The 13,843-nt window shown below is 70.9% G+C and carries 11 protein-coding genes; 3 read left to right on the forward strand and 8 right to left on the reverse strand.

The genetic code is table 11. The features are described from left to right. The first annotated feature begins 151 nt into the window (after positions 1-151). Both ABZW14_RS17730 and ABZW14_RS17735 read left to right on the forward strand, forming a co-directional pair. Complete coding sequence (locus ABZW14_RS17730) at positions 152-874, forward strand: class I SAM-dependent methyltransferase (RefSeq protein ID WP_355347150.1); 723 nt, start codon at positions 152-154, stop codon at positions 872-874. Positions 875-1,010: 136 nt separating this feature from the next. After that, the gene (locus ABZW14_RS17735; RefSeq protein WP_355347153.1) at positions 1,011-2,075 is read left to right on the forward strand and encodes a glycosyl hydrolase family 18 protein; all 1,065 of its coding nucleotides are present in this window, start codon (positions 1,011-1,013) and stop codon (positions 2,073-2,075) included. A 533-nt stretch (positions 2,076-2,608) separates the two neighbouring features. On the opposite strand, the gene ABZW14_RS17740 is transcribed toward ABZW14_RS17735, so the two are convergent. Continuing rightward, entirely contained in the window at positions 2,609-3,067 is a 459-nt protein-coding gene (locus ABZW14_RS17740; RefSeq protein ID WP_355347156.1) for a MarR family transcriptional regulator, read from the reverse strand. Positions 3,068-3,137: 70 nt separating this feature from the next. On the opposite strand from ABZW14_RS17740, the gene ABZW14_RS17745 reads away from it, so the two are divergent. Continuing rightward, positions 3,138-3,539 (forward strand): nuclear transport factor 2 family protein, encoded by a 402-nt coding sequence (locus tag ABZW14_RS17745; RefSeq protein WP_355347159.1) that lies wholly within the window; start codon positions 3,138-3,140, stop codon positions 3,537-3,539. A 298-nt stretch (positions 3,540-3,837) separates the two neighbouring features. On the opposite strand, the gene ABZW14_RS17750 is transcribed toward ABZW14_RS17745, so the two are convergent. From ABZW14_RS17750 to ABZW14_RS17780, 7 genes are all read right to left on the reverse strand, one after another. Then, entirely contained in the window at positions 3,838-4,524 is a 687-nt protein-coding gene (locus ABZW14_RS17750) for a DUF2306 domain-containing protein (RefSeq protein ID WP_355347161.1), read from the reverse strand. Between the two features lie 265 nt (positions 4,525-4,789). Then, a complete protein-coding gene (locus ABZW14_RS17755; protein WP_355347164.1) occupies positions 4,790-7,063 on the reverse strand; it encodes a S8 family serine peptidase in 2,274 nt (757 codons plus the stop codon). Continuing rightward, positions 7,060-8,943, reverse strand: a complete 1,884-nt coding sequence (locus ABZW14_RS17760; RefSeq protein WP_355347167.1) for a copper resistance protein CopC — start codon at positions 8,941-8,943, stop codon at positions 7,060-7,062. The genes ABZW14_RS17755 and ABZW14_RS17760 overlap by 4 nt, the downstream gene beginning before the upstream one ends. Then, the gene (locus tag ABZW14_RS17765) at positions 8,927-9,472 is read right to left on the reverse strand and encodes a hypothetical protein (protein ID WP_355347170.1); all 546 of its coding nucleotides are present in this window, start codon (positions 9,470-9,472) and stop codon (positions 8,927-8,929) included. Before ABZW14_RS17765 ends, ABZW14_RS17760 begins: the two co-directional genes overlap by 17 nt. Positions 9,473-9,486: 14 nt before the next feature. Next, positions 9,487-10,467, reverse strand: coding sequence for a multicopper oxidase domain-containing protein (locus ABZW14_RS17770; RefSeq protein ID WP_355347173.1), 981 nt, complete (start codon positions 10,465-10,467; stop codon positions 9,487-9,489). A gap of 29 nt (positions 10,468-10,496) precedes the next feature. Then, positions 10,497-12,509, reverse strand: a complete 2,013-nt coding sequence (locus ABZW14_RS17775) for a multicopper oxidase domain-containing protein (RefSeq protein WP_355347176.1) — start codon at positions 12,507-12,509, stop codon at positions 10,497-10,499. A gap of 34 nt (positions 12,510-12,543) precedes the next feature. After that, the gene (locus tag ABZW14_RS17780; RefSeq protein WP_355347179.1) at positions 12,544-13,839 is read right to left on the reverse strand and encodes a multicopper oxidase domain-containing protein; all 1,296 of its coding nucleotides are present in this window, start codon (positions 13,837-13,839) and stop codon (positions 12,544-12,546) included. Between the last annotated feature and the right edge of the window lie 4 nt (positions 13,840-13,843).

Consider the following 13,843-nt stretch of genomic DNA (forward strand, 5'->3'; position numbering starts at 1 on the left):
AGCACGGTTGCCGTCACCCGCTCCGGGCAGCGCCTGAGTCGCGCCGCACTGGCCGGATCGTCGGGGCCGCCCATTGTCAGCGGCATGAGCGCGCACCTGATGGCGTCGGATCTCTATCGCCAGAGCACTTCATGGTCGATATGGTCGCCCGGTGCCCGATGCGATCTTCGCTCACCCTCGCCTCGCACGCGTCTACGACGCTTTTGATGGAGACCGCGGCGACCTGGCTGCCTACCTCGCGATCGCCGACGAGTGTGGAGCACGCCGTGTGCTTGATGTTGGTTGCGGCACAGGAGCTCTGGCGATCCTGCTCGCTCGCAGCGGCCACACAGTCGTGGCTGTCGACCCCGCCGAGGCGTCACTTGAGGTCGCGAAGCTGAAAGACGACGCCGCGAGGATCACCTGGATCCACGGCGATGCCACATCAGTGCCGGCGCTCGATGCCGACCTGGCGACGATGACCGGGAACGTGGCGCAGGTCTTCCTCACCGACAACGACTGGGCACAGGCTCTCCAGGGCATCCACGCCGCACTTCGCCCGAACGGCTATCTCGTGTTCGAGACCAGGTGCCCCGAACGTCGCGCCTGGGAGGAATGGGCCGCCGACATTGATCCAGTCAACCTCGACGTCCCGGGCATCGGGCACGTAGAACGGCGCCTTGCGGTCACCGACGTCAGTCTTCCGTTCGTCTCCTTCCGGTACACCTACCGTTTCCTGGCCGATGGCGCGGTACTCACATCCGACTCGACCCTCCGGTTTCGCAGCCGCGACGAGGTCGAATCGAGCCTGGCTGCCAACGCTTATCGGGTCCTTGATGTACGGGAGGCCCCGGATCGCCCAGGCCGTGAGTTCGTGTTCATCGCCGCAGCCTGAAGTAACGAGCTGAACCGGCACGCACTCACATCGTCAAGTCCGGAGGCTTCGCGGCCAGCGCCACTCAGGCGAGCGGGTACTCCATCGCACCGAATTCACCGACCCGGCGCTGGACACCGGCTGCTACCGTGTCCGGATGATCATGGGGCGGACGGTTCTGGGTGCCTACTTTCCCGGAGCAGACGCGCACGAGTACCCGATCGAGCACCTTCCCGCCGACCTGCTGACCCACCTGTTCTATGCATTCGCCACGATCGAGGACGGGCACCTGACGCTTCCTGCCGCGGCACCAGCGCAGGTCGCCGCGATCAGGCGGGCCCATCCGCACCTGCGAATCATTATCTCGATCGGCGGCTGGGGTGCCGGCGGGTTCTCCGATGCTGCGCTGACCCCCCGCACACGCGCCGACCTGGTCGCCGAATGCGTGGAACTCGCCGCCGGCTTCGACGGCGTGGATCTGGATTGGGAGTTCCCGGTTTCGGGCGGCCCTGCCGAGCTCACCCGACGCCCCGAGGATCGGCGTAACTTCACGCTGCTCGCCCAGGATCTGCGTGACCGTCTCGGCCCGGACCGCCTGCTGACCGCCGCCCTGCCGGCCGGGCGGCTGCAGTCGGCCGGCCCTTATGACCCAGCGGACAGCTTCGAGCTCGCGGAACTCGCCGATGTCCTCGACTTCGTCAACCTCATGACCTACGACTTCGGCACGGGCTTCTCCGAGATCGCTACGTTCAATGCGCCACTGGCGGAAGTCGCCGACGACCCGCTCGAACCCGGCCTACGGCGGTGGAACAACATCACCGGTGCGGTCGACTACTACGAGCGTCACGGCGTACCACGGGACAAGCTCGTACTCGGTGTGCCGTTCTACGGCCGCGGATTCCGCGTCACCTCGCCCGGCGAGCAAGCCGGTCTGTTCCAGCCCCAGATCGGTACCGTCGATGTCGGCAACTGGCGCGACATCAGCCGTGACCTGCTGCCCGACCCGGCATGGCAGCGCCACCGCCATCCGGTCGCCCGCACACCGTGGCTCTACCATCCTGATACTCAGACGTTCGTGAGCTACGAGGACGCCGACTCCATCGAGGAACGAGCGGCGTACGCGGCGAGTCACGGGCTCCGCGGCGCGTTCACGTGGCAGCTCGCCGGTGACGACAGCGAGCATTCCCTCCTCGCAGCCATGACCCGCCCGTTCCGCCGGTAGCCATTCGTGGGCCATCTGGCCGACGTTGACGAAGGATACGGCGCCACAGCGGGCCCGGCAGATCGGCGGAGACTCGGCGAGCGCTGGGACGCATCTCTGTCGTGACCGACGCATCCACCTGCGACGTCCCCGAACGAGACGCGCGCTCGGCGGCCGACGATGACTGACGCGCACGACATCCGTCACCTGGCTGGCGCTGCCTCACGTGGTCGAGATCGACGGTGACGGCTTCGATTTCCGGGGCCGCCGGCAACAAGTTCGTCTGGTCCTCCCCGGAGCGCAGAGCCGGTAAGGCGCGCTGCATCCAGACCGACATCGCCGTGCTGTACGTGGGCGACGAAGCAGGCGTTATTCCTCGGTGAGCCCGAGATGGCTGCAGCGGGGGCAGGCCGAGGGCGGCGCCGCAGGATCACCGCCGCGAAAGGAGCCACCGCCGGGGCGAGCGTGAGACCCGACGCCCGGGTGGTCCGCTGGCCAGGCGAATGCGGGCGTGTGTCGTGTTCGACCCTGGCCTGATGGCCACCCGAGTCGGATCATGAGGTCGGCACACCGCCGTGGTGCTCGATCAACTTGCCGAGCAACGCGACCAGGGTCTGCCGCTCGGTGGCCGACAGCGGGGCGAGCAGTTCGTCCTGCACGGTGTCGAGCACGCGGTCCAGCCGCCGAAGCTGCTGCGTGCCCGCCCTGGTGATCGTGACGGTGTTGCGCCGGCGGTCCGTCGGGTCGGCGCTGCGCTCGACGAAGCCCTGTCCCTCCAGTTCGGTCACGGCCGCGACGACGTCGCTGCGGTCCATGCGGCTGCGCCGCCCCAGCTCGGCCTGGCTCGCGGGACCGAACTCCTCCAGCGCGGCGAGCAGCCGATAGTGGTAGCCCCGCGCATCGGCGGCGGTGAACCCCTCGGCGACGAACCGCCGTGAGTGCACGGCGGTTTGAGAGATCAACCAGCTCGCCTTTGTCGCGAGACGACTCGGTGTCGGTTCCACGGTGACCATGCTAACAAGACCGTTGGCCGCGCCAACAATCTGCCCTATCGTTGGCCGCACCAACGAATGGAGATTCGAGATGTCAACCGTGACCGACCGCACCGAGATCGCCGAAATGGTCGCCAGGCTCGCGTGGGCACTGGACGAGCGGCGCTTCGACGACCTGCGGACCGTCTACGCCCCGGACGCCGAAACCCGCAGCCCGCGCGGTGCCCTGCGCGGTATTGACGAGATCGTCGACGTCGTCCAGCGAACCAGCCCGGAGGACGTGTTGACCCAGCACTTCAACACCGACGTCGTGGTTGATCTCGACGGCGACCACGCCGAGGTCCGCGCCCATCAGCTCGTGTACTTCTTCCGCCAGGGCGAGGTGCCGCACCGGCTGGCCGGCCTCCAGACCCGATACACCGCCGTACGCACGCCGACCGGCTGGCGCCTCTCGCGGGCTGAGATCTCCCCGCTCTGGCAACGCGCCTCGTAATCGCTGCGATTTGAGCGCCAGCTGTCGGCAGCGGCGACGTTAGCGGTGGCCTGGTGGCGCCGGCCCAGGCTGTGCAGCGGTATGCCTTGTCGGCCAGGATCCGGTTCGGGCCGGGTTCGGGCTCGTCCGTAACTGAGGCGGGGTGCCCGGACCGGCCTGGACCGGGATGACCAGCGGTCGTCAGATTCGACAACGGCTGCCGCCAGATGCGGCTTGGTGGTTAGCCCATCCCCGAACCGACCTCGACGAAGGGCTCCACCCATTAGCCGGTACCGGGGTCACCGCTGGCGTACCACCGTCATTGGCTGGCCAGAACGCCGGCGGGAGCGTCGGCATGTCGCTGGATCCTCCGGGTCGGCTTGGCCGGCCGCCTGCGAAGCGCCCATTCGACGACGGCCAGGTTGATCACCCACCCGGCGAGCATCAGCAGCGCCCGCCCGACCCCGCTCGGCTGGCCGGCCAGCAGCATCCAGGGCAGGTGGGTCAGGACCTGGGTGCCCGCGCCGAGACCGATGGCGTAGCCGCGGGCCATCCAGGCACGGTGGCGGGGAATGTCGCGGCGCCGGATGGCGGCGAGGCCGAGGACGATGCAGCAGAACATGGCGGTGCCGAAGACGAGCCGCATCGGGGTCACCAGCACGTGGTCGATCGGCGGGCGGGGATAGAACAGCGTCATCCACAGGCCCGACAGGGCGGCGGCGAGCCCGCAGGGGATCAGCACTCGTCCGGCGAGGCGGTGCCAGCCGGGTCGGCGGCGGCGGAAGCCGGGGGCGCATTGGAATGCCCCGAGGAGGCAGTACAGGCTGGCGCCGACGATGTGCACCAGCACGGGCATGGGCGAGGCGAAGAAGCGGGCGTTGTCCGGTGTGACCGCCGCGCCGCCGCTGAGTTCGGCGGCCCTGGCGGCACCGGCGATCACGGGAACGGCGCTGAGCATGATCAGGCCGGCGGGTACCAGCCACTCTCGCTTGGCCAAGGGGGTCATGGCGGATTCCCTTCATCCACTGGCCAGCCGGCCGTTTCGCCACTGCCTAGGGTGTACGCCGTACACTTGGATGATAGTAGGGTGTACGGCGTACACCGTCAAGAGGCGCTACCGCATGACGGCCGCTTTCAGAGAGGCCACGGATGCTTCAGCAACAGGTGGACGGCGCACGCCGGCCCACCCCTCAAGCCCGGGACCGGTTGCTGCACGCCGTCGCGGGCAGCACGGTGACCACCATGGCTGGCAGTGCCGGCATCAGATGGGGCTAGCTCACCACCAGGGTCGCGGTGGCCTGATGGATCAGCGAGCCGCTGGTGCCGGTGATGACGATCGTGAAGGTGCCGCGCGGGGTTCGGCTGGTGGTGCTCACCCGCAGGGTGGAGGCGCCGGAGGCGCTGACGGGGTTCGGCGTGAAGCTGGCCGATGAGCCGGTCGGCAGCCCGGTCACCGTGAGTGCCACCGCCCCGGTGAATCCGCCGGTCGCCGATGTCGAGACCGTGTAGGTGGCGGCCTGGCCCCGCAGCACCGTCGCCGACGGCGGCGAGATTGTCATCGAGAAGTTCGGCGTCGGCGTGACCACCAGCGTGATTCCGGTGGAGTGGCTGGTCGAGCCGCTCGTACCCGTCACGGTCAGGGCGTACGTCCCGGGCGGCGCCGACTTGGACGTCGCGATGCCCAGGGTCGCGCTGCCCGGTCCGGCGAGGATCGACGGCGAGAAGGATGCGGTGCCGACGGAAGCCGGTAGACCGTTCAGGCTCAGCCCGACGGTGCCGGTGAAGCCGTTCAGGCCGGTGACGCTGATCGTGTAGCCGGCGCTGGAGCCCGCTACGACGCTGGTGGAGGTCGGCGTGGCGGTGAGGCCGAAGTCGGGTGGCGGGGTGACCACCAGCTGCACCGCCGCTGTCCGGGTCAGCCCTCCGCTGGCGCCGGTGAGGGTCAGTGGGTAGGTTCCGGCCGCGATCGTGGGCGCGGTGGTGACGGCCACCTGGGCGGAGCCCGTTCCGCCCGTGATGACGGCCGGGGTGATCGTCCAGGTGGCCGGTGCGCCGTAGAGTCCGCCGAGCGTGAGCGCGACGTCCCCGGCGAAGCCGTGCACGCCGGAGACGGCTGCGGTGTACGTGACCGTCCCGCCCGGGAGGGTTGTCGCTTTCACGGGCGATGCCGCCAAAGTGAAGTCGGGTGCCGTGGACAGCCACTGGTAGGCGGCGAGGGCGTCCACCCGGCCGTACCCGTACATGTTGTCCGGTCCGGGCTGGCCCAGGTCGACCGCGGCGTTCTCCAGTGCGCTCTGCTGGCGGTCCGCGCTCAGGTCGGGGTACGCGCCGAGCAGCAGGGCGAGCACGCCGGCGACGTGCGGCGCGGCCAGGGAGGTGCCGGACGCGTCGCGGTAGCCCCCGTACAGGTCGGTGGTCCGTACGCCGACGCCGGGCGCGGTGAGCCGCGGTGTGATCGCCTGGCCGCAGGCCGAGGGTCCGCGGCTGCTGGAGGGGTCGATGACTGCGTTGTCGTCGAGCGCGCCGACCGCGAGGGCTTCGGGGTTGTTGGCGGGGCTGAGGACGGTGGAGGGGTCGGGGCCGTAGTTGCCGGCGGAGAACACGGGCAGGATGCCGGCCGCCCGCAGGTTGCGTAGATCGGGCTGGAAGTCGAGGTTGCAGCCGCCGGTGCTGCCGCTCCAGGAGTTGTTGACGACGTCGGGTGCGTCCGGTGTGGCCGGGTTGCCGTCGGGGTCGAGCAGCCATTGGAAGCCCTGGTGGATCCGCGAGGTGGTGGTGCTGCCGTGGTCGTTGAAGATCTTGACGGCGATCCACTTCGCGCCCGGTGCGACACCGATCGACGTGCCGCCCGCCGAACCTCCGACCAGCACGCCCATCGTCGCCGTGCCGTGCCCGTTGACGTCGGTCGGCGTCGTCGGGTGCTCGCCGTTGGGGTCGTACCAGCTGTTGCTGCCGCCGCGCCAGCGCGCGGCGAGGTCCGGATGGCTGCCGTCGACTCCGGTGTCCATCGTCGCCACCACCGTGCCCTGACCGGTGTGGCCGAGGTTCCACAGCGCGGGGGCGTTGACCGCCGCGACGTTCGGCTCGACGGGCGTGGCGGCGGTCGTCGAGGTCGCCGTCGACGGCGGGGCCTGGACGGTGCGGTCGGGACGGATCTCGCGTACGTCCGGCCGGGCGGCGAGTTCGGCGATTACCGACGGCTGGGCGACGACCGCGACCGCGTTGAGCACCCACAGGGGTACCACGTCGGTCACCAGGCCCTGCCCCCGTCGGCGGGCCAGCAGGCGGAGCACGCCGGTCTGGTCGGCGGCCGCCCTAGGGTGCAGGGCACGCACGAGCGCGGCCGTGCGCTGGCGGCGGGTCGGTGCCACGACGGTGCTCGGATCGACCTGGGATCTGAGCACCACGATGGCCTTCACCAGTCCCGCAGGTTCCGCCGAGGCCGTGGGATCCGCGTTGGAGGGTGCTGCCGTGGCCGGAGGTCCGGCCACCGCGGGGGCCGCCAACGCCACGGCGAGGGCGGCGGCCATGAGCGTGCGCTTCATCGGACGCCCTCCCGGATCCTCTGCTCGCGTTCGTCGGCAGGCACTGCGAGCGGCCGCCGGCGCCGCACCGCCGTGAGGCGCCATCCTCCGAGGACCGCCAGTACGCCGAGCACGACGACGGCGGCGACGTTGGTGATCGGGGCGAGACGGTCGCGGGGCCGCTGCGGGGCGGCCGCCGGTGTGGGCACCGTCCACTGCAGGGGCACCATCAGGCGCGCTCCCCCGCGCTGGATCACCACGGTGCCCTGGACTGCGCCGGGTTCGGACAGGTCGCCGGTGCCGAAGTACCGGCCCGGCTCGATCTCACGCAGGGCCACGGCGGTTGATCCGCGGTCGAGCGAGATGGTGACGTCCTCGATCTCCGCCGGTGGCGGACGGCGTGAGCTGGCGGCGAGCACCGTGAACCCGTTCGTGCCGGGGCGGTTGGGGGTGACCGTGACCGAGACGACGATATCTGCGACGGATCCGGTCCGGGTGACGGCGGTGGTGGCGCCGGCGTCGAGGGCCGTGGACTGCCTCGACGGGGGCGTCTCGACCAGCGCCCCGGCCAGGAGCAGGAGCACAACAGCCGCCGCGGCCTCGGCCGCGAGGAGCCGCCGTGACGGCGCGGCGGGCCGGGCCGCCACCCGTCCGTGTAGCCGGAGGGCGCTGACCAGGCCGAGGCCGCCCGCCACCGCGAGCAGCGCGCTCTTGGCGATGAGCAGCCGGCCGTACGTCGTGTCGATCAGCGCGCGCACCGAGTCGACCTCGCGTCCGGCGGTGTAGAGCCCGGTCGCGACGACCAGCCCGACGCCGGCGGCGGCCAGCGCCGTGAAGCGGTGACCGACTGCCCTCAGCAGGTCGGATCCGCCGCTGCGGGCCAGCAGCAGCGCCAGTGTGGCGACGCCGCCCAGCCACAGGCAGGCGGTCAGGGCGTGCACGGCGACCGCGGCGACCGCCACGGTCCGGGCGGGCCCGACCGAGGCGGCATGGCCGCCGAGCGCCTCGACGGTCACGGCGGCCGACACGAGCAACCCGGCGGCCGCCCATGGTGCCGCGCCGCGGAGGTACGGTCCCCGGTTCGGGGATCGCAGGGCGGCGGCGAGCGCCGCGAGTGCGAGCAGCACCGCCTCGCGGGCCAGCCACAGGTTGCCCCAACGGGTGTCAGACAGCAGGATGACGGCCGTCGAGAGTCCGAGCGGACCGGACCGGTAGGTCTGGACGGCGAGATCAGCGCCGCCGACGACCGCCGCCAGAGCGCCCGCGCCGGCGGCGAGCGTGAGGGTCCGGCGGCGCGCCTCGTCGACGGCAACGCGGACCGGCTCGGGCGCCGCCGCGCCGGTGGGGCGGAGCACGACCGCGGCGACCGCCAGTGCGCCGATCAGTCCGGCGAGCAGGCACAGGCCGAGCCACCGGCGGAGGATGTCCGGTGGCGGCGGTGTGCCATCGCCGAGGTCGGAGGTCTGCAGTGCCGGCGCGCCGGGTGACGGGCTGCCGACGGTGAAGACCACGACTCCGTTCGTCGTGTGCCCGTCGTCCTCGGCGAGGACGCGCCAGGTGATGCCGTACGTCCCGGGTGCGAGCGCCGGCATCTGAAGGGCGAGCTGGCGCGGGCCCTGGCGGTCGGCCGCGATACGTGTTCCGTCGACCGTGCGTCCGGTGCTGTCGAGTAGCGACGCGGTGCTGAACTCGGGTGAGATGTCCTCGTTGAATCGCAGCAGCGCGACCCGGGGTGCCGCGGTGACGGTCGTGCCGTTGGCGGGCTGCGACTCGAGCAGCACCGCGTGGGCGGCGGCGGGCCGCGCGGGCAGGAGGACGAGCAGGAGCGCACCGGCGGCGCCGAGCAGCCGCCACCAGGTGCGGGCGGCTCGCCGGCGGGCCGGGTCAGCCGACCGGGACATGCTCCACCTGCGCGTTGCCCAGCAGCACGCTGACCCTGCCGCCGCGATGGATCCAGTTTCCTGGGTTCTCGAACACCAGGTAGTAGGTGACGCCGGTCTTGTACGTGCCGGTGTGGGAGTGGTTCATCAGCAGTTCGTGGACCACGAGGCCGGTCTGCTCGTCCACCACGGCCGGTGGCGTGCCCTCGTCGTGCAGGCTGTTGGCCAGTTCCGGGTCGACGACGGTGAAGCGCAGGTCGACCAGTCCTCCCCCACCGGTGACCGCCACCCGGGTGATCCGGACGCCGCTGCGCTGGCCGAGGCTGTCGGCGTCCACGGCCGGCCGCGCCCAGGCCGCCGGGACGGGGTCGTCGGCGGTCGTCGCGTCGTCGGTCGAGGCGCGTCGGGCCGACACGGCGACCCCGGTCAGCGCGATGGCCAGGACGACGCCGGTGAGCCCTCCGGCGAGGCGCGCGCGCCGACCGCCCCAGCGCCACCGCCCCCGTCGCGGGGGATCCGGCGCGCTGTCCGGGTGGAGTGGGTCGCTCATGGCGGTACCTCCACTCAGTGGTGGATGAAGGTCAGCATGCCGCCGCCGGTGGCCGGGGCCGGGCCCTGGCCGGCCTGTGCGCCGTTGGTGAGGTGCTGCTGGCGGTTGTACAGCGGGAATCCGTTGGGGCTCGGCCCGGAGCCGGCCGGGACGGTGGCGATGGCGTCTTCCGTCGCGCCGGCGGGGATCGTCTCGGCGTTGGCGTCGATGGGAACGTTCAGCGGCCGGGCGTCGCGGGCGACGACCCGTTCGTGCATGCCGAGCAGCAGCATCGTCGTGTTGTCGTAGCCGGCGTTCAGGTAGCGCAGCAGCACGCGTTGGCCGGCGGCGGCGGTGATGCCCGGTGCGGTGTCGGGGTAGGCCTTGCCGTTGATGAGCCAGTACGTCGCCCGGTAGCCGTGCATGTCGAAGGTGTCGGGTGCGGTGTTGAAGGCGGGGTCGATGGCGCTCAGGACGAGCAGGGCCTCCACGTCGTAGGCGGTCGTCGCGGAGTTGTAGGCCTGGTTGGGTGTCGCCGGGCGGACGATGAGCGCGCCGTAGAGGCCCATGGCCGCCTGGCGTCCGGCGTCCCCGCCGCTGCCGTACAGGTAGGTGCCGGGAGCGTTCGCGGTGAAGGTGCGGGTGACCGTCGCGCCGACGGCGGCGTCGGCCGGTCCCGCGTTGAAGGCGATGCCCGGGATCTCGAACGACAGCGGGTGGCCCGCGGGGAGGTTGTTCGTGACGGCGAGGGTGACGGTGTCCCCGACGCTGACGGTCAGAACCGGACCGGGCAGGCCCGCGGTGGTGCCGGCGCAGTTCCCGGGCGTCGCGGTGGTGCCGAAGCCCCAGATCGGGACGGTCACTGCGCCGGCCAGGGTGGTGGTACCGGCCTTCGCGCACAGGTTGATGGACACCGGTGCGGCTGAGACCCTCGAGCTGGCGACCCCGAGCCCGGCGGCGATCAGGGTCAGCACGAGCAGGCTCCTGGTCGTCGTCTTCCATGCGTGTGCGCGCATCGCCGATCTCTCCTTAGCCTCGCGGCCGGTCATGGCGCGTCGTAGGTGAGGGCCATGAGGTTGCCCCACGTCGAGAAGGGGGTCGGGTTGGCAGCGGTGTACCGCTGCGTGTGGACGAGCACGCGGACCTGGCCGGCGTTGGCTCCGGTGCCGACGTAGGCGCTGGCGGCTCCGGGCAGCGTCCATGTCGAGGTGATGTCGGTGGAACCGACGGTCTGCGGCTGGGCCGGCGGTGGCGCAAGGGTCACCCAGCCGGCGGAGGTCGCAGAGGAGCAGCCTGCCGCGCCGGCGATCGTCCAGTTGCAGATCTTGACGGTTTGCTGTGGCTGGTTCGAGCTGATGGTCACGCAGGTGGTGGAGGTCGTGCTGCCGCAGTTCTTGCCCTTGTAGGTCACCTTGACGTTCTGGGCTCCGGCCGGGATGCCGGTGAACGCGGCATACCAGTCGGTTGCCAGGCCGGTGATCGTGGCGCCGCTGAGGTGGCTTGCCCCCGCGGTGCCGAGCTGGCCTCGTGTCACCGTCCAGGTTGTGGTGCCCTGCCCGGCGGTGACCAGCAGCACCTCGTTGTCGATCCGGACGTAGTAGGTGCCTGAGGCGGGGAAGCCGGCCGCTGAGGCGACGGTGATGCTCGTCTGCGTGGCGGTGGTGGCCGTCGGCCGGGTCGTCGTCCGCGGGTTGACCATGTAGTAGGTGCTGTCGTCCGCGGTGAGATCGGCGACGGTGCCGCCCTTGAGCGCGCCGCCGACGATGGCGCCCGAGGCCGGGTAACCGGTGCAGCCGCCGGGTGGGTCGACCCGAAGCAGGGTGGCCATGCCGCCGAAGCCTTGGTCGAAGTTGGCGAACTCGTTGAGCGCGTGGCTGTGCCACGGGAAGTACCACTCGCCGCAGATGTTCTGCGACACGACCCCGGTCGGGAGGGTGCCCTTGTATCCGAGGTAGGGGCTGCCGCCGTACCAGGTGTTGCCGTCCTTGAAGGTGACGTCGCGGTAGTTGGGCGGCGGCACGGGCAGCGGGTGGGTGTTGGGATCCCACTGGTCCTGGTCGTCCCAGCGCAGGAGGAAGTCCTCGGTCTGCCCGGAGCCGATGGTCTCGCCGAAGTGCTCGGTGGCTGCCGATGCCCCGCCCGGTGCGCGCAGTGGCCGGCCGTCCTGGGCGATCAGGCTGGTGTGGTTGCCGTGGGGGTGGAAGGGGTGGTTCAGGGCACCGGCGTTGATCATCCGGAGCAGGGCGGGCGGGGTGCCGGGCGAGGTCGGGCGGATCCGCACCAGCGCCCCGTACGGCTGGTTGGGCAGCAGCCCGGATCCGTTGTCCTGGATGGTGTCCGGGAACTCGCGTCCGTTGACGGCGAAGTAGCGGTCGCGTCGGGCGTTGACGTCGTAGGTGGCGCCGGTCTCCACCGCGTGGTGCAGGTCCGGGTCGATCTCGCTGAGCAGCAGGAGGTACTCCCGCGACGGGTCGAACGGGGTCGCGGCGTCGTAGGCGTAGCCCGGTCCGACGCTCGGGCGCACGACCAGCGCGCCGTAGAGGCCCATTTCGATCTGCTTGGCGATGTCCGAGCCGCTCTCGTACAGGTAGGTGCCCGGGCTGCCGGCCAGGAACCGGTAGCTGACGGTCCCGATCGTCGCCGCCGCCTCGGTGGTCAGCAGACCGGCGGCGCCGCCGGTGGCGGTCACGGCCGCGTCCTGGCCCGGGAACACGATGGACGCGGGTTCCGGCAGGTTGTTGGTGAGGTTGACCACGACGGTCTCCCCCTGGGTCACGCACAGCACCGGCCCGGGGCTCTGGAACTGGCCGCTGTCGGGGGCGTCGGCGTTGGCGTAGCTCCACATGAAGACGCTGTTGCCGTCGGGTGTGTCGATGTAGCCGGTCTTCGCCACCAGGTTGAAGGTGCGGGTGCCGCCCGAGACGGTGCCGGGTGTGCACACCATGCCGATTTTGGGCGCCCCGACGGGAAGCGCGTCGGCGGGTCCCGGCACCAGCAGCGCCGTACCGGCGGCGAGCGTGACGACGGCGACCAGCCGTTGGGCCCTCTGCCTCATCATGGCCTTTCCTTCCGCGACGCGCGGCCACGCCCACTCAGACATAGGTCTGGCTCACAACGGTTTGGGCGGGAAGAGGACGGGCGGGCGAGTAGACCCGGACCTCGGTCATCATTCCCCCGGGTCCCGGGGCGGTGGAGCCGAAGTTCGACAGCCGCCGCCAGTCCCGGTTCTTGAAGTAGTAGACGTTGTAGCTGCCCCAGCTGTCCGAACCGGACGGCCGCGCCGGGTCGTAGGCTGGCGCGTCGAACAGGACGTCGCGCGCCTCCCCCGGTCCCACGTACAGGGTGTTGGTCCAGTACGACGTGTCGACGGTGCCGTTGCGCAGCAGCGCGGCGTCCTGCCCGATGACGTGCATCGCGATGCCCGGCAGTTGCATGCTGTGCTGCTGGTAGCCGAGGTTGACCACCCGCAGCAGGGCCCGGTCGCCGGGGTTGACCTGGATGAGCGCGGAGTTCGGCTGGCTGTAGTCCGGGGCGTCGCCGTAGTTGGGGTTCGGTGTGGCGATGCGCAGGTTCGCCGGCAGGCTCGCGCTGTCGTTGGGCAGCACGGTCTGCGGGTAGACCCTGCCGTTGATCGTGAACCACTGCGGGTCGTAGTCGGTGGCGATGGACTCCTGGATGTCGCGGTCACCGTCGTGGAAGTCGGTCCACAGCTCGTTGAGCAGGATGGCGAAGTGCCGGTGGTATCCGGTCGACCCGTCGCCGTCGTTGTAGGCGAACCGGGTGAACCCGCCGATCGAGGTGCCGTCCTGCAGGGGCCGGACGAACACGATGCCCGTCATGCCCATCTGTACGTGCTCGACGTCCTCGAAGTGGCAGTGGTACATGTAGGTGCCCTCGCGGTGCGGGCGGTAGAAGTAGGTCAGCTGCTTGCCGATGGGCACCGCCACCGACACCTCGGGCACACCGTCGTTCAACGGCGAGGGCAGGTCGAAGCCGTGCCAGTGGATGGTGTGGGAGTCCGTGAGGTCGGGGCGCTGCACCAGACCCAGGTTGGTCAGGGTGATCTTGATGTCGTCGTTCTGCCGGAACTCCAGCGTCGGCGCGGTGTGTTTGGTGTGCCCCTTGTAGGTGGCGGTCAGTTGCGTCACCGACAGGGAGGGGTCGACCGGGACGAAGCCGAAGATGTAGAGGGGGTTGCCCTCCCGGCCGGGGACGGTGAGGTACCCGTCCGTGGCCACCAGGGACAGCTCCGTCGTGGCGGCCTCTGCGCGGCGGGCGCGCAGCGGCCCGTAGACCGCGGTCGTGCCGAGGATGCCGCCGGCGGCGACTCCGGCCGCGCCCCAGCCGACCGCTCGGAGGAACGCTCTGCGTGTCGAGGTTGGCGTCATGGCT

Origin of the sequence: Micromonospora sp. NPDC004551 (assembly GCF_040609975.1) — a bacterium.
GTDB lineage: Bacteria > Actinomycetota > Actinomycetes > Mycobacteriales > Micromonosporaceae > Micromonospora.

Excerpts from the sequence above, each read along its gene's own strand:
- ABZW14_RS17735 (WP_355347153.1), top strand. The coding sequence starts at position 1,011 with ATGATCATGGGGCGGACGGTTCTGGGTGCCTACTTTCCCGGAGCAGAC.
- ABZW14_RS17740 (WP_355347156.1), bottom strand. The coding sequence starts at position 3,067 with ATGGTCACCGTGGAACCGACACCGAGTCGTCTCGCGACAAAGGCGAGC.
- ABZW14_RS17745 (WP_355347159.1), top strand. The coding sequence starts at position 3,138 with ATGTCAACCGTGACCGACCGCACCGAGATCGCCGAAATGGTCGCCAGG.
- ABZW14_RS17750 (WP_355347161.1), bottom strand. The coding sequence starts at position 4,524 with ATGACCCCCTTGGCCAAGCGAGAGTGGCTGGTACCCGCCGGCCTGATC.
- ABZW14_RS17755 (WP_355347164.1), bottom strand. The coding sequence starts at position 7,063 with ATGAAGCGCACGCTCATGGCCGCCGCCCTCGCCGTGGCGTTGGCGGCC.
- ABZW14_RS17760 (WP_355347167.1), bottom strand. The coding sequence starts at position 8,943 with ATGTCCCGGTCGGCTGACCCGGCCCGCCGGCGAGCCGCCCGCACCTGG.
- ABZW14_RS17765 (WP_355347170.1), bottom strand. The coding sequence starts at position 9,472 with ATGAGCGACCCACTCCACCCGGACAGCGCGCCGGATCCCCCGCGACGG.
- ABZW14_RS17770 (WP_355347173.1), bottom strand. The coding sequence starts at position 10,467 with ATGCGCGCACACGCATGGAAGACGACGACCAGGAGCCTGCTCGTGCTG.
- ABZW14_RS17775 (WP_355347176.1), bottom strand. The coding sequence starts at position 12,509 with ATGATGAGGCAGAGGGCCCAACGGCTGGTCGCCGTCGTCACGCTCGCC.
- ABZW14_RS17780 (WP_355347179.1), bottom strand. The coding sequence starts at position 13,839 with ATGACGCCAACCTCGACACGCAGAGCGTTCCTCCGAGCGGTCGGCTGG.